This window comes from Reyranella sp. (assembly GCF_050185545.1).
Taxonomy (GTDB): Bacteria; Pseudomonadota; Alphaproteobacteria; order Reyranellales; family Reyranellaceae; genus Reyranella.
On record NZ_JBFWZI010000097.1, the window covers coordinates 1 to 18,122 of the forward strand.

Below are 18,122 nucleotides of genomic sequence, written 5' to 3' on the forward strand. Positions count from 1 at the left end.
GGACGCGATGACGGCCGCGCTGCTCGACGCTGCGCCGGTGTCGATGGAACGGGCGGCGGAGCTGCTGGCGGGATAGTCATCCTCCTCCCCAGCTTCGCTGTCAGCTTCGCTGGGGAGGAGGAGATGAGCGCCACAGGAGTGGCGCGCTCCCAGCAATGCGTCATCCGGACCGCGGGCGTCCCGCCCGCTCATGCTCATGATCATGATCACGAGCGGGCGGGACGCCCGCGGTCCGGATGATAGTGGTTACCGCCGGCCGCGGTGATGATGCATGCCGCCGCGGCCGCCCATCGGGCGCGGCGAGTCGAGGACGGCCTTCTGCTCGGGCGAAAGCGTGTCGTAGAGCGCCTGCAGGCTGGGCTTCACCGCGTCGATGCGCTCGATGCGCGCCTTCATGACGCTCTCTTCCATGGTCAGGCGCTCGATGTAGCTAGGCCGCTCCTTCATCTCGGTGGGCAGCGCGTTGCAGCGCGCCACGTCCTTCACGTCGGCATCGTCCGAGGCCTTGGCGAAGGCATTCCAGGCGGTCATCTGGTCGGCCTTGAGGTCGAGGCGGAGCTTGACGTAGGCGCGATTGCCGGCGCGGCGGGCGACCTGGTCGAGGCAGAAGGCCTTGGGATTCATCGCGCGCTGCTCGCGCTGTTCGTGCCGGGCATGGCCGCCGGGGCCGGGCGGCGGGTTGGTCGGGGGCGTCGTCTGGGCGAGCTCGAGCAGGTCGTCGGGGCCGCTGCCTGCCGCGTTCGCCGGGGCGCTGGTCCAGGCGAGGCCGGCGGCGGTCACGAGAGCGGTCGACAGGGCGAGAAGAGGGAAGCGGAACGACATCGGGCACCTCGGCTTCATTGCATGGGCTTCGTCGATCAATACGAGCCGGCGCCGCCGGGCGTGCCCCGGCGGAAGTGTGAAGTTAGGTAAAGTTGGGCCTGAGGTCGGCCATCCAGGCTGCGAATGCGGATCGTTCGTCGGCGGTCATGTGCAGGCCCTCCTTGGTACGCCGCCACAGGATGTCGTCGGGCTCGACCGCCCACTCGTCGCGCATCAGGTGGCGCACCTCGATCTCGTAGAGCTGGCCGCCGAAATGGCGCCCGAGATCCGCCACGGTCCGGGCGCCATCCAGGAGATCGTCGAGGCCCGAACCGTGGCGATGACAGAGAACGCGGATCAGCTCCTTCGGCAGGCCCGAGCGCACCTGGGCGGCGGAGTCGACATAGCGCTCGAACGCCTCCTCGAAGGTCGGCGCATCGGCGAGTTCGCCGTCGGCCAGCGCCCGCGTCGTCGTCCAGGTGCCCCCCATGTGCGGATAGTGCGGTGCCAGGTCGCCGAGCGCGTGCTCGGCGAGACGCCGGTAGGTCGTGATCTTGCCGCCGAACACCGAGAGCAGGGGCGCCGTGGTGCCGCCCGGCGTGCCGTCGACCTCGAGGTGGTAGTCGCGCGTCACCGCCGAGGGATCGTCGTCGCCATCGTCGAACAGCGGGCGCACGCCGGAATAGGTCCACACCACCTCGGCCGGAGTCACCGGCTTGGCGAGATAGTGGCTGGCGATGTCGCAGAGATAGACGATCTCGTCCGGCGTGCAGACCGGCTGCTCGCCGTCCTCGACCGGGATGTCCGTCGTGCCGATCACCGAGAAGGAGCGCTCGTAGGGGATGATGAAGACGATGCGGTTGTCGCTGTTCTGCAGGATGTAGGCATGCTCGCCGTCGTAGAGGCGCGGCACGACGATATGGCTGCCCTTGATCAGCCTCACCCGCTTGGCAGTGGCGATCCTGGCCTCTTCGTCGAGGAAGCGCTTGACCCACGGGCCGGTGGCGTTGACCAGGCCGCGGGCCTGCAGGTTCACGCTGCCGCCGTCGCGCGCCTTGAGTTCGATGTTCCACAGCCGGCCGTCGTCGCTGCGCCGCGCCGACACGCATTCGTGGCGGGCGTAGATCTGCGCTCCCATCTGCCGCGCCGACTTGAGGTTGGCGATGACCAGCCGCGCGTCGTCGACCCAGGCGTCCGAATAGACGAAGCCCTTCTCGAGCGTGGGCTTCAGCGCGGCACCGTAGACCGTTCGCCTGAGGTCGACGGCCTTCGACTTGGGCAGGGTCATGTGCCAGTCAAGATGGTCGTAGAGGAACAGGCCGAGCCTCAGCATCCAGCGCGGCCTGAGATGCGGCTCGTGCGGCAGCACGAAGCGCAGCGGCCGCGACAGATGCGGCGCCTTGGCCAGCAGCACCTCGCGCTCCTGCAGGGCCTCGCGCACCAGCCGGAACTCGTAGTGCTCGAGGTAGCGGAGCCCGCCATGGATCAGCTTGGTCGAGGCCGACGAGGTGGCGCCGGCGAAATCGCCGCGTTCGCACAGCCCGACTTTCAGCGCCCGGCCGACTGCATCGCAGGCGATCCCCGCGCCATTGATGCCGCCGCCGACCACGAACAGGTCGAGGGGCGCGGTGTCAGCGGGCATGCGGGGTGCCTTTCTTGCCCTCCCCAGCTCCGCTGGGGAGGTGTCGCCGGCTTACGGGGACCTGCCTCCGCCGAAGCGAAGCCGCTTCGGCTTCGCGCAGGCAGGCGGAGGGGTCATATGCTGGGAGCGCGCCACACATAGGCGCCAACTTTGCCCATCGACGTCGACTCTTTGCTGGGAGCGCGCCACTCCGATGGCGCTCATGGGATGTGTAGTCACCAAGAAGAGCGCCATCGGAGTGGCGCGCTCCCAGCGCATGACGCGTTCTTTTGGCAAGGTCAGCGCCAATGAGCGCGCCACTCCAGTGGCGCTCATGGGATGTGTCATCAACAGGAAGTGCGGCATTGGAGTGGCGCGCTCCCAGCCATGACCCCTCTGCCCCGCAAGGCGGGGCACCTCCCCAGCGGAGCTGGGGAGGAGAACATGAACCGCGTGTCATGCTCCACCATATAGCGCGCTTGACCGTGCGGTGCAGGGACCGCACACAAGCGTCATGGGGTTCCTGCTCAAGATCATCCTGTTCGGCGTCGCGGTATACGCTGCGTGGAAGACCTTCTCGCGCTGGAAGGGCCTGTGGGACCGCTTCGTCGGCCGGCCGAACGAGCCCAACTTCCCGACCCAGCCTCGCCCGGCCCCGACCCAGCCGGCGTCCCAGCCGCCGCCGGCGCGGCAGCAGGCGCAGGTCATCGACGCCTCGACCCCGTGCCGGGTGTGCGGCGCCTGGCTGTCCACCGCTGCGACGAAATGCAGCCGTCCGGACTGTCCGCTGCCAGAGGGCCGGTAGGGGGCGGCGTCGGTCGCGTCGCTGCTGGCGAAATGCGCAATCCGATTGGATCGGTAGACCACCGAATCTGAGATCGGGCAGGCTTGGCCGCAGCGCTTGACCGGGGTGGGGGCGGCACCTATTTTGCCGCACCGCAAAAACAGCCTTAAGTCGCGGAAACACAAGGCCTTCTGAGCTTCGGGGAATACCGTGTCCGAGCCCTCAGCACGCGTCGCACCGACGTGCTTCCAGGAACTGATTCTCACCCTCCAGGATTACTGGGCGCGCCAGGGTTGCCTGATCCTGCAGCCGTTCGACATGGAGATGGGAGCCGGCACCTTCCATACGGCGACGACCCTGCGGGCGCTCGGTCCCAGGCCCTGGTATGCCGCCTACGTTCAGCCGTCGCGGCGGCCCGGCGACGGCCGCTATGGCGACAATCCCATGCGCCTGCAGCACTACTACCAGTTCCAGGCGATCCTGAAGCCGTCGCCGCCCGACATCGTCGAGCGCTATCTCGGCTCGCTGGAGGCGATCGGCATCGACACCTCCCTGCACGACATCCGTTTTCTCGAGGATGACTGGGAGAGTCCGACGCTGGGCGCCTGGGGGTTGGGCTGGGAAGTGTGGTGCGACGGGGCGGAGGTCAGCCAGTTCACCTACTTCCAGCAGGTCGGCGGCATCGATGTCGACCTGGTCTCGGGCGAGATCACCTACGGGCTGGAACGCCTGGCCATGTACCTGTTCGACAAGAAGTCGATCTACGACCTGCCGTTCAATCGCACCGATTCGGACGTGCCGCTGAGCTACGGCGACGTGTTCCTGCAGAACGAGCGCGAGCAGTCGGCCTACAATTTCGAGCACGCCGACACCGAGATGCTGTTCCGCCATTTCGCCGACGCCGAGAAGGAATGCAGCCGCCTGATCGAGCGCCGGTTGCCGCTGCCCGCCTACGAGCAGTGCATCAAGGCCAGCCACACCTTCAACCTGCTCGATGCGCGCGGCGTGATCAGCGTCACCGAGCGGCAGAGCTACATTCTCCGTGTGCGCGAGCTCGCCAAGGCCTGCTGCGAAGCGTGGCTCGCGACTCAGACCGCTAAGAAGGCGGCGTAACATGGCCGAACTCCTGCTCGAGCTTCTGTCGGAGGAGATTCCGGCCCGCATGCAGACGCGGGCGGCCGAGGATCTGCAGCGCCTGGTGTGCGACGGCCTGAAGGGCGCCGGCCTCGACTTCGCCTCGGCGCGCGCCTTCGCGACGCCGCGGCGCCTCGCGCTGGTGATCGACGGCCTGCCGGCGACGCGCGCCGACGTCAGCGAGGAGAGGCGCGGCCCGCGCGTCGGCGCGCCCGACCAGGCGATCCAGGGCTTCCTCAAGGGGGCGGGGCTCGCCTCGCTCGACCAGGCCGAGAAGCGCGACACCGGCCGCGGCGAATTCTGGTTCGCGGTGATAGCCAAGAAGGGCGGGCCGACCGCCGAGGTGCTGCCCGGCATCATCGAGACGGCGATGAAGGCGCTGCCGTGGCCCAAGTCGATGCGCTGGGGCAGTGGCACCATGAGCTGGGTTCGGCCGCTGCATTCCATCATCGCCCTGTTCGACGGCAAGGTGCTCGCGGGCGCGGTGGCACCGGGCGGCGAGATGACGCCGGTCCGCTTCGGCGCCACGACGCGCGGCCATCGCTTCCTGTCGAAGGGCACGATCGAGGTGGCGGGCTTCGACGACTACGTCGCCAAGCTCCGGGCGGCGCACGTCGTGCTCGATGCGGCCGAGCGCAAGCAGATCATCCTGGCTGGGGCCGAGAAGGCCTGCACCGCGGCCCAGGTGACCTTGAGATCGGACGAGGCGCTGCTCGAGGAGGTCGCGGGGCTGGTCGAATGGCCGGTGCCGATGCTCGGCACCATCGATGCGCAGTTCATGGACGTCCCGCCCGAGGTGCTGACCGTCTCGATGAAGTCGCATCAGCGTTACTTCGCCACCGAGACCCGGGAGGGCACGTTCGCCGACCGCTTCGTCGTGGTCGCCAACAACGTGGCGCGCGACGGCGGCGCCACCATCGTCGGCGGCAACGAGCGGGTGCTGCGCTCGCGGCTCAGCGACGCCAAGTTCTTCTGGGACCAGGATCGCAAGCTCACCCTGGAGGAACGGCTTCCGAGGCTCCGGGACATCGTGTTCCACGCGAAGCTCGGCACGCAGGCCGATCGCGTGACCCGCATCGAGATCCTCGCCGAGAAGATCGTGCCGCACGTGCCGGGCGCCGATCCGGCGCAGGCGATCCTGGCGGCGCATCTCAGCAAGGCAGACCTGGTGACCGGCATGGTCGGCGAATTCCCCGAGCTGCAGGGCGTGATGGGCCGCTACTACGCGCTCGAGGAGAAGCTGCCGGCAGCGGTCGCCGAGGCGATCGGCGATCACTACACGCCGGCCGGTCCGAACGACCGTTGCCCGTCGGCGCCGATCTCGGTCGCGGTGGCGCTGGCCGACAAGCTCGACGCGCTCGTCTCTTTCTGGTCGATCGGCGAGAAGCCGACCGGATCGCGCGATCCCTATGCGCTGCGCCGTGCCGCCCTCGGCGTGATCCGCATCGTCGTCGAGAACCGGATTCGCCTGCCGCTCGGAAAGTTCTTCGAGGCGGACGACCTGATGGCGTTCTTCGCCGATCGCCTGAAGGTGCAGATGCGGGAGAAGGGCGTGCGGCACGACGTGGTCGATGCCGTGTTCGCGCTGGGCGGCGAGGACGATCTGGTGCGCCTGCTGGCGCGTGTCGAGGCGGTGCAGGCCTTCCTCGCCACCGAGGCGGGCAAGAATCTGCTCACCGCCTATGGTCGCGCCGCCAATATCGTGCGGGCCGAGGAGCGCAAGGACAAGGCCCTGTCGGCCCGGATTGCCGGCGCGCCCGATGCCGCGCTGATGGAACAAAACGAAGAGAAAGCCGTTTTAACGGCCTTGTCGGCGGCCGAGAGGCGTGTCGCGCCGGCGCTCGTGTCGGAGGACTTCGCCGGCGCGATGGCGGCGCTCGCCGATCTGCGCGCGCCGATCGATACTTTCTTCGACAAGGTCACAGTCAATGTCCCGGACAGGCCTGATTTGCGGCTAAACAGGCTGAAACTGCTGAACAAGATTCGCGCCACGATGGACAAGGTGGCTGACTTCTCGAGAATCGAGGGCTGACATGGCAACAGCATCCCCTGCTTCCCCGACCAAGCTGGCGGTCCACGCTTCCTCGCCGGCGCCGAAATGGGTCTACAGCTTCGGTGACGGCAGGGCCGAAGGCCGCGCCGAGATGCGCAATCTGCTGGGCGGCAAGGGCGCCAACCTGGCCGAGATGTCGAGCCTCGGGCTCCCCGTGCCACCTGGCTTCACCATCACCACCGAGGTCTGCACCTGGTACTACGCCAACAGCAACGCCTATCCGAAGGAGCTCGAGGCCGAGGTCGATGCGGCGATGGCCGCCATGGAGAAGGTGGTCGGCGCCAGGTTCGGCGACGCCGGCAACCCGCTGCTGGTCTCGGTGCGCTCGGGTGCGCGCGCGTCGATGCCCGGCATGATGGACACGGTGCTCAATCTCGGCCTCAACGACCGCACCGTGATCGGGCTCGCCAAGTCATCGGGCGACGAGCGCTTCGCCTGGGACAGCTACCGCCGCTTCATCCAGATGTACTCCAATGTCGTGCTCGATGTTGGGCACCACTATTTCGAGGAGGCGCTGGAGCTGAAGAAGGAGGACCTCGACGTCCAGCTCGACACCGACCTCAAGGCCGACGACTGGCGCGCCGTGGTGGCCGAGTACAAGAAGATCGTCGAGAAGCGCACCGGCAAGCCGTTCCCGCAGGAGCCGCGCGAGCAGCTGTGGGGCGCCATCGGCGCGGTGTTCGGCTCGTGGATGAACCAGCGCGCCATCACCTATCGCCGCCTGCATTCGATTCCCGAGAGCTGGGGTACCGCGGTCAACGTGCAGGCGATGGTGTTCGGCAACATGGGCGACGACTGTGCCACCGGCGTCGCCTTCACGCGCGATCCGTCGACCGGCACCAACCTGTTCTATGGCGAGTACCTGGTGAACGCCCAGGGCGAGGACGTGGTGGCCGGCATCCGCACGCCGCAGCATCTCACCGTGCAGGGCAAGGAGGCGCAGAAGTCCGACGCGCCGGCCATGGAAGAGGTGATGCCCGAGGTGTTCAAGCAGCTCGACGGCGTGCGCCGCACGCTCGAGACGCACTACTGCGACATGCAGGACATCGAGTTCACCGTACAGCGCGGCAAGCTCTACATGCTGCAGACGCGCAACGGCAAGCGCACCGCCAAGGCGGCGCTCAAGATCGCCGTCGACATGGTGCACGAGGGCCTGATCGACAAGAAGGAAGCGGTGGCGCGCATCGTGCCGGCCTCGCTCGATCAGCTCCTGCATCCGACGCTCGATCCCAAGGCAGCGCGCAAGGTGATCGCCAAGGGCCTGCCGGCATCGCCCGGCGCGGCCTCCGGCAAGGTGGTGTTCACGGCGGACGACGCGGAGAAGCAGGCACGCGGCGGCGAGAAGGTGATCCTGGTGCGACGCGAGACCAGCCCCGAGGACATCCACGGCATGCATGCCGCCGAGGGCATCCTGACCTCGACCGGCGGCATGACCAGCCACGCCGCCGTGGTGGCGCGCGGCATGGGCAAGCCCTGCGTTGCCGGCGCCGGCGACGTGCGCATCGACGCCCGCGCCGGCACGCTCACGGTGCGCGGCGTCACGGTCAAGACGGGCGAGTTCATCACCCTGGACGGCGGCACCGGCGAGATCATGCAGGGCGTCGTGCCGACGGTGCAGCCCGAGCTGTCGGGCGATTTTGCCCGGCTCATGGAATGGGCCGACGAGGTGCGTACGCTGGGCATCCGCACCAACGCCGAGACGCCGGCCGATGCCGAGCAGGCGCGCAAGTTCGGCGCCGAGGGCATCGGGCTTTGCCGTACCGAGCACATGTTCTTCGAGGGCGACCGCATCGTCGCGGTGCGCCAGATGATCCTGGCCGACGACGAGAAGGCGCGCCGCGTGGCGCTCGCCAGGATCCAGCCGATGCAGCGCCAGGACTTCGTCAACCTGTTCGAGATCATGGCAGGCCTGCCGGTCACCATCCGCCTGCTCGATCCGCCCTTGCACGAGTTCCTGCCCAAGACCCACGCCGACGCCGAGCAGGTGGCGAAGGATCTCGGCGTCGACGTCGCCGAGGTCGAGGCGCGGGCGCAGAAGCTGCACGAGTACAACCCGATGCTCGGCCATCGCGGCGTCAGGCTCGGCATCTCCTTCCCCGAGATCTACGAGATGCAGGCCCGCGCCATCTTCGAGGCGGTGGCCGAGGTCCAGAAGAAGGCCGGCAAGACGGTGATCCCGGAGGTCATGATCCCGCTGGTCGCGACCCGCAAGGAGGTCGACCTGATGAAGGCGGTGATCGACCAGGTCGCCGCCGAGGTGAGCCAGATCTCGGGCGAGAAGTTCGAGTACCTGGTCGGCACCATGATCGAGCTGCCGCGCGCCGCGCTGCGCGCCGGCGAGATCGCCGAGACCGCCGAGTTCTTCAGCTTCGGCACCAACGATCTCACCCAGACGACGTTCGGGCTGAGCCGTGACGATTCGGCCTCGTTCCTGGAGAAGTACCAGCAGCGGGGCATCTTCGAGCACGACCCGTTCGCCACGCTCGACGCCGAGGGCGTCGGCGAGCTGATCGAGATCGCCAGCGAGCGCGGCCGCAAGGTGCGCAACGGCCTGAAGCTCGGCATCTGCGGCGAGCATGGCGGCGATCCGGCCTCGGTGTTCTTCTGCCACAAGGCCGGGCTCGACTACGTCTCGTGCTCGCCCTGGCGCGTGCCGATCGCGCGACTGGCCGCCGCGCAGGCGGCCCTGGGCGGGCCGCTCAAGACGGAATGACGCCGGACGGCGTGGCGCCGGACGGTGTGACGCTCGAGGTGCTGCACCGGGGCGGCAAGCGCGCGCTGGCGGCGGCGCTCGCCCGGCTGGAGCGCAATCCGGAAAGCGACGAATCGCAGGCGCTGCTCGACGCAGCGTGGCGGGCGCCGGGCGGCCATGTGGTCGGCGTCACCGGCCCGCCGGGCGTCGGCAAATCCTCTTTGTGCGCGGCGCTGGTCGCGGCGTGGCGCCAGGCCGGCCACACGGTTGGCGTGATCGCCGTCGACCCGTCCTCCAGGGCGAGCGGCGGGGCGCTGCTCGGCGATCGCGTGCGCATCGTCAGCGATTCGGCCGACGAAGGCAGCTTCGTGCGCTCGATGGCGGCGCGCGACCGGCTGGGCGGGCTCGCCGACCAGACGCTCGCCGCCATGGTGGTGATGCGCGCCCTGTTCGACCGCGTGCTGATCGAGACGGTGGGCGTCGGCCAGTCGGAGACCGACGTCGCCGGCGTTGCCGACACGGTGCTGTTCTGCGTCCAGCCCGGCTCGGGCGACTCGCTGCAATTCATGAAGGCGGGCATCGTCGAGATCCCGCACCTGATCGCCGTCACCAAGGCCGATCTCGGCCCGGCCGCCGAGCGGGCGCGCGCCGATGTGGCGGGGGCGCTGTCGCTGGCGGCACCGGCAGGGAACGGCGGCTGGGCGCTGCGCGTGCTCGCGGTCTCCTCGCGCAGCCGCGTCGGCCTCAATCAACTGGTCGAGGCGCTGGAGGCGCATCGCCTGCACCTTGCGCAGGACGGCCGCCTCGCCATTGCCCGCCACCGCCAGAGCGAATCGTGGGTCGCGGAATCGCTGCGCGACCGTTTCGGCCGCGAGGGTATCGCGAGGCTGCATCGTCTCGGCCTCGATCTCTCACTCGCCCCGGGGGCGCAGCCGTTCCAGCGGATGCGCGAGTTCACGGCGCGACTGCAGAAGGCAGAGTGATCTGGAGCCTCTTGCGTTCACGGCAACGGGTCATGCGCTGGGACCGCGCCACTCCGATGGCGCTCTTCTTGCCGACCACACATCCCATAAGCGCCATCGGAGTGGCGCGGTCCCAGCGCATGACCCCTCCGCTGGCGAAAAACCCGTCATCCAGAACGGAGCGGCCCGTAGGGCAGCGTAGTCGAGGGACCTTTCTTGTTCTGCTGACGCTTCAGCCTGAGATGAACGTCCATTAGCGTGCAGCATGTCGGCAGTGGTAGGTCATTTGGCACGCTCGGCAACCGTGTTCCAATCGTGCGTCGCTGGAGCCGCCTGTTTCCTGATTCCGGCGGCCCTGGTGACGGCCTATACGCTCAATCATTTCTATGTGGTTGGCGCCTACTTCTGGGACAGTGGCCTGTTCGCCCATTTTTCGGCATTCACCAACGAATGGCCGATGCAGTGGCCCACCGTCCTGCCCTACGGCACACCGCGCCCGACGTTCTTCAGCATCCACTTCATGCCGATCTTCTACCTGTCGTCGGCGCTCCATCAACTCGTGCCATTCGTGCCGCCGGCGGCATATTTCGCCATCCTTCAGGGGATGTGGGCCGGGCTGATCGGCCTGTCGGCGTTCCTCCTCTGCGCGGGGCCGGCAGGCTACGGCATCGCCGCCGTGACCGCTCTGGCCACGGCGCTGTGCGGACCCATGCTGGCGGCAATCGGCTTTCCCCATGTCGAGACAGCCATTCCGGCATTGTTGCTGCTGTTTTTCGCGCTGCACGCACGAGGCCACGTCCTGGCGGCATTCATGGCGCTGGGGCTCTGCCTGCTCGTGCGCGAGGACGCCGGCCTGCACGCGGCTGCCTTCCTGACGCTGCTCGCCGCCGCCCGGTGGATCTCGGGCTATCCACGCCAGGAATCCCTGAGGTGCTTGGCCGTTGCCCTTGTCTGCGTCGCCTGGTCGATCGCTGTGCTGATCTTCCAGGCGACATGGTCGCCGGGAGGCCCGACGCATGTCGAGACCATGTACCTGGGCACGCCGATCGGAGCTCACCTGAGCTTGAAGCTGGTCTCGGCGCGAGCGGCCCTATTCCTCACGGGTTGGGGCTACGCCGTCTGGCCGGTGGTCGGCCTGTTCGCGGTCGCGGCCTGGCGCCGCGACGCCCTGCTGCTGGCCGGCGCGCTCGCGCCAATGCCGTGGATTTTGCTGTCACTCCTGGCGGTCAAGGACATCGGCCTGACGTCCTACTATTCGTTCCCGATCATCATCTCGATCGCTTGGCCGACCATGGCAATGCCTGGCCGGCCGTTCGCCGTGCGCCTCCAGCTCGTCCTGGCCGCGGGGTCGGCGCTCCTGTTCGCTCTTGCCGGCGGCCCCAACCACGACAAGGCACCTTGGCGACTGTTCACGCCGTCCGAATTCGGCGCCATGGGGCGATACGAGGCAGTGTTGCGAGAGGTCGTCGGTCAGCGTGCTGCGCTCGGCCGTGTGATGCTCGACGATGCCGCCCTGTCGCTGATCCCCGAGGCGGCCCTCGTTGGCGAATGGACCCTGCTGCGGGCCGCCAGCGAGTATCCCTACCCCGACATCGTGATCCACATGCCGGGCAGCCCGGGAGAGGGGGAGGGCGGCAAGGTCATAGAGGGCGCCGGCCTCGCCCACCACTGCCGCATCGGCGGCACGCCGTTCGTGATATCCAGCCGTTCTCCTCTGTCGCCTGGCACAGCCGCGTTGCCGCCGTGCATTCGCCTGTCCGACTCCCTGCCGTGAGCTTGCCCATTCGTTCAGGGCGCCGAGCAATGGCAACCTGCTCGCGCCGACGAATACCGGGCATCAAGTCGAGGGAATGCTCTCGAAGCCGCGCGGTCCAATCGGAAGAACATTGCCAGATCGCGGCGTCTCGGCTTCGATCCGGCCCTTGCCGGGGGTGCGCAGCCGTTCCATTCGAGGCGCAATCCCGGGGCCATCCTGGAGACGCCGCATGACTCATCCGACCGACAGCGCCTGCATCTTCTGCAAGATCGTCGCGGGCCAGATTCCCTGCTTCAAGCTCCTCGAGGACGACGACACGATCGCTTTCATGGACATCAACCCGTTGAACCCCGGCCATGCACTGTCCGTCGCCAAGGGCCACTGGCCGACCGTCGACGTCATCCCGCCCGAGGTGCTTGGCGCCGTCGCCACGACCGCGCAGAAGGTCGCCAAGGCGGTGATCAGCGAGCTGCAGCCTGACGGCGTAAACCTGTTGCAGGCCAACGGCCCGGGCGCTGGCCAGAGCGTGCCGCATCTCCACATCCATATCCTGCCGCGCCGCCCCAACGACGGCGCCACGTTCAACTGGGAGTACAAGCCGGGCGACCGCGCGGAGATCGAGGCGATCTACAAGAGGCTGAAGACCGTGCTCGGCGGGTGAGCCGGATTCCAGATTCCAGGCGAAAGTCCGGCGGGTCTCCATTGCGCCGGACTCGGCAGTCAAACGCGTCGCTTTGCGACGCGTTTGCGCCCGGTCTCACCGCGGCGCGAACACTGCTTTCAGCTCTGTCCTGTCGCCGTGCGGTGATAGTCCGCCAACTGGGCTGCAAGCGCGGCAGACAAAAGGTCCTCCAGCTCACTCAAATCGAGCCGATTTTCCGCCCACGCTTTATCGGCCGCCTCAAGCGCCACGTAGTATGGCCGCTTGTTGTTTGCGATCTGCTCGGGGATCGTCTTCTTGCCAGGAAGTACGTTGCCGCTCTTCATGCATAGCACAAAATACGAGACAGCGCGTGACGTTCGCCCGTTGCCGTCAACAAATGGGTGAATCCAATTCAGCCGCCAGAGCACATATGCCGCCAAGTGGACATCGCTCTTGCTTGCAAAGTTTTCATTTATGTAGTCGCACATCTCCTCCACCAGCTCCGGCACAACGTATGCGGGAGGTGGCTTGTGTGCACTCTTTGCGATCGTGACGTCTCCGGGCCTGAACATGCCCGCGTAATTCGTTAGACCTGCAAGCGCAGTGCGCTGCAGGGCATAGATCATAGACAGGCGCAACTTGAACACACGATCAGGCATCGTCCACTCTTGGACGAGTGCTACGACATGATCGTACTGCTTAAGACCGTTGGCTGCCTCTACCCTGGCCCTTTCGTCAGGATCGGCGACTAAAGACGGCTCTTCCGCCTCACTATACCGATCTTCGCCGGACACTCTAGGTCTCTACTTGTTGATCTTTAGCCTTTCAGCTTGCTCATCGACGACGCGCCGGGTGATGCGGTCATTTTCGATGTGCGTATTGCCGTAAGCAAAGCTCCGGCGCTGCTCCTCAAGCTCTTCCGGGGTCATGGCAATGCCCTTCGACTTCTCGAGCAGGTACTGGAGGTCATCATTCTTAGCGGACATTGGTCAACCTCCACAATGGCTTACGACACTTTCCTAAGAAAGTACTATACTTAGGATAGACCATGGGCGCCTGGACTGCAAACGCGCTGTGTTAGTAACCCCGCTTGGTGACAGATCGTTGCTAAGACTTCAGCGGGGTCCTCGCGGGCAATCCCACCAAGGACTGCGCAACCAAGTCAACTGGCCATGCGCTTCGTGTGCAAGCCATCCCACCCTGAATCGAGTGCGGTAGTCAATCTCCGCCTGCTCAGTCGCGGCGACCTGTCATCTCCTCATGAGTTCGCAAATGCCGCCGCCGACCGCCCTCCGAGCGATCCGTCGGTGTGGGACAAACGGCCCGCAGCGTTCAGGGCAGGCGCTGCGCTCGGCTCCGGTCGTGATGACGGGAAGCAAGTCATCTCCGGTCTGCGCACTTCTGTTGAGCGAACCGTAAGGGCGTAGTTCAGTCCGCATGTCACCCGGATCAACCATCGCGCGGCTTGTCGTAATCCCCGAAGGGATAGTGGATGTCCTTCGGGGAGATGGCGCCGGTGCGGATGTATCGAACGATGGTCGGCAGCGATTCGACGATCCACCAGTATCCGTACTTGATCAGTCGCCGCGCCGAGATGCCCATCCTGACATTCATCAGCCGATAGGAGCCGAGCTTCGACGCCCGCAGCGAGTAGTCGACGTCTTCCGCAAGCAGGATCTTCGGGTCGAACCCGCCGAGCCGGGAGAAGACGGGCCTGGTCGTGATCAGGAAGCTGCCGGCGAAGTAGGGCCGGCCGTACGAGAGTACGAGCCTCTGCAGCCAGTAGACGATCTTGTAGGCGAGCTTGAAGCCCAGGCCCGGCTCGATCGGAACCAGGACAGGAGCGGCGACCGCGAGGCGCCCCTCGGCAAACTGCGTCATCAGCGTTGCGTAGGTTTCGTGTGAGGGAACACGGACGTCGGCGTCGCAGAAGATCAGAAGGTCGTGGTGCGCGGCGGCGGCGCCGATGTTGCGCTGAAGCGAGATGTTCCGCGCGTCGCTGTGCAGCACTCTGAGCGATGCATTGCCGGCGAAGAGCGGCTGGTATCTCTCGACCACCTGCACGGTGCGGTCCGTCGAGGCGCCGTCCACCACGATGATCTCCATCGGCGCGGACACCCGCATCAGGGAGTCGAGAAGGACCGGCAGGTACTTCTCTTCGTTCAGGGTCGGTATGACGATGCTCGCAGCGGGGATGTCCGGCGATTGCGCAGTCATGGTCGCAGTATAGCCAATCCTCGACGCGACGGCCCATACAACGCAAAATGGGGCCAACGCAGAATGCGCAGGCAGCGAGTCGCTCCAGAGGAGAGAGGCGGATGTCGGCAGGGGAAGGCGATGTACGTGCCAGCTCCCGGCTGCTACGGGCCGGACCCTCGAGGCCCAAGCCCTTGAACGAGGAAAGGCTGGCCAGGATACTCGAGACGCTGAGCTTCCCGGCGCCGTCGTGGGCCGACTTTGCGAAGGGTGGACAATCCCGGCGCAAATGGCTGGTCCACTGGTTCCGGGACATGCCGATGGATGGCCTGCAGTGGCTGACGTTTCACGTCCTGAGCGTGCTGCCGATCGGCTTCGTGTCGGCCTTCGGCGGCTTCTTCGCCCGTCTTGTCGCGCCGCGCCTGTTCCCCGACGCGATGCACAGGACCCTGACCAATCTGCGCTGGCTCGAGCCGACATGGAGCGAGGCGAAGGTCCGCCAGGTCGCCGAGCGCCACTTCGACGGCATCGGCCGGCTTCGGGCGGAGTTCTGCATCCTGCATCGGCTGGTGCCTGCCGGCAGGGTCTCGGTCGAGAACGGCGAGCTTGCACGGAAAACGATGCAGGACGGGCCGGTCATCCTCGTGGGCATGCACCTCGCCAATTGGGAGGTGCTGAGCCCCGTCATGGCGGAGTTCGGCATACCGGTCTTCGATGTCTACGAGCCGCAGCCCAGTCGCATGCAGACCCGCCTGGCGTTGAAGGTGCGTGCGCGAACCGGGCCGGAGGGCAGCGTTGCCTACGCCCGAAGCGGCAACGCCGCGCGGGCGGCCGTGAAGTGGCTGAAGGAGGGTGGCGCGCTGATCATGTTCTGCGATGAGGCGGTCAAGGAGGTGTCGGCGGCACCGTTCTTCGGCCGTCCGCCGCATCTCGGCAGCAACTACGCGTTCGCGGCGCGGCTGGCGCGCATGACCAATGCGACGCTGCTGCCGTTTCATGCCCTGCGTCATCGCGGTTGCCGATTCACCCTGCGGTTCGGCGAGCCGCTGCGGCTTGCGCCGGCGGACCGGCCGGACGAGTGCCTCCTCGGCGACGTGGCGCTCCTGAACGGCATCGTCGAGCCGGTCGTCCAGGCTCACCTCGATCAGTGGTTCTGGCTCGACTGGGGCTTCGCGAAAGTGAAGTACGGCGGGTAGACTACTCATGCTCTTCCGGACCGCGGGCGTCCCGCCCGCTCATAGAAGCATGAGCGGGCGGGACGCCCGCGGTCCGGAAGACGATGAGTGGCCGCTCTAGCCTCGCGCCGTCGCGATCACCGGGAGGCCGCCGAGCGGCCGCAGGCTCAGGCGGCAGCTCGGCACCACACGATGGCCATCGGCAACCCGGATCGTGAAGCGCTGGGCGAGGCTTGCCAGGCAGAGCACCGTTTCGGCCATGCCGAAACCGAGACCGGGGCAGGTGCGCGGCCCGACGCCGAAAGGAATGTACGTGTAGGGCAGCGGGCGCTTGGCGCCCAGGAATCGCTCGGGCAGGAAGTGGTGGGGCCGATCCCAGAGGTCGTTGGCGCGATGCAGCAGCCAGGAGACGACGAGCACCAGGTCGTTGGCTTCGACGGCGACGTCGCCGATGCGATCGGCGCTCAGCGCCTGGCGCGCCATGATGGGAATGGAAGGGTAGAGCCGCAGCGTCTCCTCGATGACGGCGCGGCACCAGGCGAGATCGGGGATGTCGGCGATCGTCGGTCGGCGATCGCCGACCACCGTCTCGACCTCGCGCTGCACGGCTTCCTCCACCCACGGCGCGTTGGCGAGAAGATAGAGCGCCCAGGTGAGGGTGGCCGTGCTGCCTTCATGCCCCGCCATGAAGATCGTTGCCGCCTCCTCGCGCAAGGCGCCGACGTCGAGCCCGAGCTCGGGGCTCCTGGCCTGCCGGCGCACGAGCACCTCGAGCATGGAATTGTGGTCGCCGTGGCCGGCAATGTGGTCGGCGACCACCTTGTCGATCACCCGGCCGATGTCGGCGATCGCCTTGCGCAACCGCGGCCCGCGAAGCAGCGGCCAGCCATCGTCGGCGCCGAGGAAGTAAGGGATGTTGACGCTGTCCACCAGGCGCTGGAAGCGCGAGAATCCGCTTACGATGTCGAGCGCCGCTGCCGCGCCGAGCTTCTGTCCGAAGACGGCTCGCGCGATGATCTCCGCGGTCAGCCCGGCCATCTCCGGCAGCGCGTTGAAGACCGTTCCGGCCGGCCGCGCTTGCCAGCGATCCGCCATGTCGGCGACGGCTGCCTCCATGCTGCGCCCCGATCGCGGGATCGTGTCCTTGTGGACGATGTCGGCGACAAGCGGGCGGCGTCGCTTCCAGGTCTCGCCGTCCGAAATGAACAGGCCGTCGCCGACGATGGGTTTGAGCGCCCGGCGCAGTTGTGGGCTCTTGCGCTCGTAGTTCTCGTGGTTCGTGACCATCACGTATTTGATGGTCTCGGGCGAATTGACGAGGATGACCCTCCGTCCGAACACGCGCATGGAGCCGCAGCCGGACACGTAATCGGCTTCGTGGAACGCGCCAATCAGGCTGCGACGCGCGGAGAGCAGGCGCTCGACGGCGCCGAAGTGCCCGGTCGGTGGAGCCGGATGGGCAGGCACGAACCAGTCGGGCCCGCGTTCCTCGCGAATTCGCTGCCTCGTCCACATCAGTCGGACCATCGCGACTCCCTGGGATGGGGAGGGTTTCGGAGGTGCAGTCGACCGGTACCGTGCCGCTGCGTTCGCCCGCGGACTGTCGGCCCTTCATTGTAGCAATGGTTTCTTGCGCCCCTTCATGACAGCCAAACCGGCGAGCCACGGCAAGATCAAACAGCTGGCCGCAACGCACACCTGACGGCAGTCGAGCGCAATTCTAGAGGCTCATTGCTGGGAGCGCGCCACTTCGATGGCGCTCACGGGATGTGTAATCGACAAGAAGAGCGCCATCGTCGGCGGAGGTTACTGCGCCTCGAGTGGCGCGCTCCCAGCAACGAGGTGCCCCGTAAGGGAGCTGCCGTCGCGACAGCGGCAATTCGGGATCGCTGTGCAATCACGTGCACGCGGTCATGGCTGCAAGTGCGATCCACTTCAGCTGGCTCACCTGCCGTCGCGGGCGGCCTCATGATAGCCAGGGGCAGTATGACCCCGAGCGATTCGAAGGACATCACCGTGATCGCCATGACCGACGCAAGCCGACCCACCGCTGACGCAGCTCAATCCCGGTGCGTCAGCGCCAAGTCCTTGATTTCAAAGGCCGCTGACGCACGGACGCAACGGACGCAAGAATTGGAACCGATTCTCCGCGGCCGCTCCACGAAGGGGGAGGCGACACACGTGAGGGAGCGGGCGTCGGATGACCCCGACCGCAAGACGGCGGCACCGACCGCAAAACCGGCGGTGCGACCCCAAGGGGCCATCGCTTGCGGTCGGGCCAACCCCTTGATTCCAAAGGCTCCGA

Annotated in this window: 15 protein-coding genes; 8 read left to right on the forward strand and 7 right to left on the reverse strand. The window is 66.9% G+C overall.

What is annotated here, in order from left to right:
* The 3 genes from AB7O82_RS22815 to glpD form a co-directional block, all read right to left on the reverse strand.
* On the reverse strand, positions 1-210 hold a 210-nt coding region (locus tag AB7O82_RS22815; RefSeq protein WP_428620248.1), incomplete at its 3' end, for a hypothetical protein.
* A gap of 36 nt (positions 211-246) precedes the next feature.
* Positions 247-822: a Spy/CpxP family protein refolding chaperone gene (locus AB7O82_RS22820; protein WP_428554370.1), complete on the reverse strand. Its 576-nt coding sequence runs from the start codon at positions 820-822 to the stop codon at positions 247-249.
* A gap of 82 nt (positions 823-904) precedes the next feature.
* Positions 905-2,443 carry a glycerol-3-phosphate dehydrogenase gene (glpD, locus tag AB7O82_RS22825; protein WP_428554368.1) on the reverse strand — a complete coding sequence of 513 codons (1,539 nt, stop codon included), beginning with the start codon at positions 2,441-2,443 and terminating at the stop codon, positions 905-907.
* Positions 2,444-2,936: 493 nt separating this feature from the next.
* Here glpD and AB7O82_RS22830 point away from each other — a divergent pair, with 493 nt between their 5' ends.
* The 7 genes from AB7O82_RS22830 to AB7O82_RS22860 all read left to right on the forward strand — a co-directional run bounded on the left by AB7O82_RS22830 (position 2,937) and on the right by AB7O82_RS22860 (position 12,464).
* Positions 2,937-3,227, forward strand: coding sequence for a hypothetical protein (locus AB7O82_RS22830; protein WP_428551779.1), 291 nt, complete (start codon positions 2,937-2,939; stop codon positions 3,225-3,227).
* Positions 3,228-3,416: 189 nt separating this feature from the next.
* Positions 3,417-4,319, forward strand: coding sequence for a glycine--tRNA ligase subunit alpha (locus tag AB7O82_RS22835; RefSeq protein ID WP_428551776.1), 903 nt, complete (start codon positions 3,417-3,419; stop codon positions 4,317-4,319).
* A 1-nt stretch (position 4,320) separates the two neighbouring features.
* A complete protein-coding gene (glyS, locus tag AB7O82_RS22840) occupies positions 4,321-6,372 on the forward strand; it encodes a glycine--tRNA ligase subunit beta (protein WP_428551774.1) in 2,052 nt (683 codons plus the stop codon).
* 1 nt (position 6,373) lies between these two features.
* Entirely contained in the window at positions 6,374-9,106 is a 2,733-nt protein-coding gene (gene ppdK / locus AB7O82_RS22845; protein WP_428551771.1) for a pyruvate, phosphate dikinase, read from the forward strand.
* The gene (locus AB7O82_RS22850; RefSeq protein ID WP_428551768.1) at positions 9,103-10,068 is read left to right on the forward strand and encodes an ArgK/MeaB family GTPase; all 966 of its coding nucleotides are present in this window, start codon (positions 9,103-9,105) and stop codon (positions 10,066-10,068) included. Before ppdK ends, AB7O82_RS22850 begins: the two co-directional genes overlap by 4 nt.
* Positions 10,069-10,333: 265 nt before the next feature.
* Positions 10,334-11,821 (forward strand): hypothetical protein, encoded by a 1,488-nt coding sequence (locus AB7O82_RS22855; protein WP_428551765.1) that lies wholly within the window; start codon positions 10,334-10,336, stop codon positions 11,819-11,821.
* Between the two features lie 211 nt (positions 11,822-12,032).
* Positions 12,033-12,464 (forward strand): HIT family protein, encoded by a 432-nt coding sequence (locus AB7O82_RS22860; RefSeq protein ID WP_428551762.1) that lies wholly within the window; start codon positions 12,033-12,035, stop codon positions 12,462-12,464.
* Positions 12,465-12,583: 119 nt separating this feature from the next.
* Here AB7O82_RS22860 and AB7O82_RS22865 read toward each other — a convergent pair whose 3' ends face one another.
* From AB7O82_RS22865 to AB7O82_RS22875, 3 genes are all read right to left on the reverse strand, one after another.
* Positions 12,584-13,240, reverse strand: a complete 657-nt coding sequence (locus AB7O82_RS22865) for a Fic family protein (RefSeq protein WP_428620249.1) — start codon at positions 13,238-13,240, stop codon at positions 12,584-12,586.
* 9 nt (positions 13,241-13,249) lie between these two features.
* The gene (locus AB7O82_RS22870) at positions 13,250-13,432 is read right to left on the reverse strand and encodes a hypothetical protein (RefSeq protein ID WP_428547900.1); all 183 of its coding nucleotides are present in this window, start codon (positions 13,430-13,432) and stop codon (positions 13,250-13,252) included.
* A gap of 463 nt (positions 13,433-13,895) precedes the next feature.
* Positions 13,896-14,663 (reverse strand): glycosyltransferase, encoded by a 768-nt coding sequence (locus AB7O82_RS22875; protein ID WP_428547897.1) that lies wholly within the window; start codon positions 14,661-14,663, stop codon positions 13,896-13,898.
* Positions 14,664-14,836: 173 nt separating this feature from the next.
* On the opposite strand from AB7O82_RS22875, the gene AB7O82_RS22880 reads away from it, so the two are divergent.
* Entirely contained in the window at positions 14,837-15,838 is a 1,002-nt protein-coding gene (locus AB7O82_RS22880) for a lysophospholipid acyltransferase family protein (protein WP_428620250.1), read from the forward strand.
* Between the two features lie 96 nt (positions 15,839-15,934).
* On the opposite strand, the gene AB7O82_RS22885 is transcribed toward AB7O82_RS22880, so the two are convergent.
* Positions 15,935-17,344 (reverse strand): cytochrome P450, encoded by a 1,410-nt coding sequence (locus tag AB7O82_RS22885; protein ID WP_428547891.1) that lies wholly within the window; start codon positions 17,342-17,344, stop codon positions 15,935-15,937.
* Positions 17,345-18,122 lie beyond the last annotated feature (778 nt).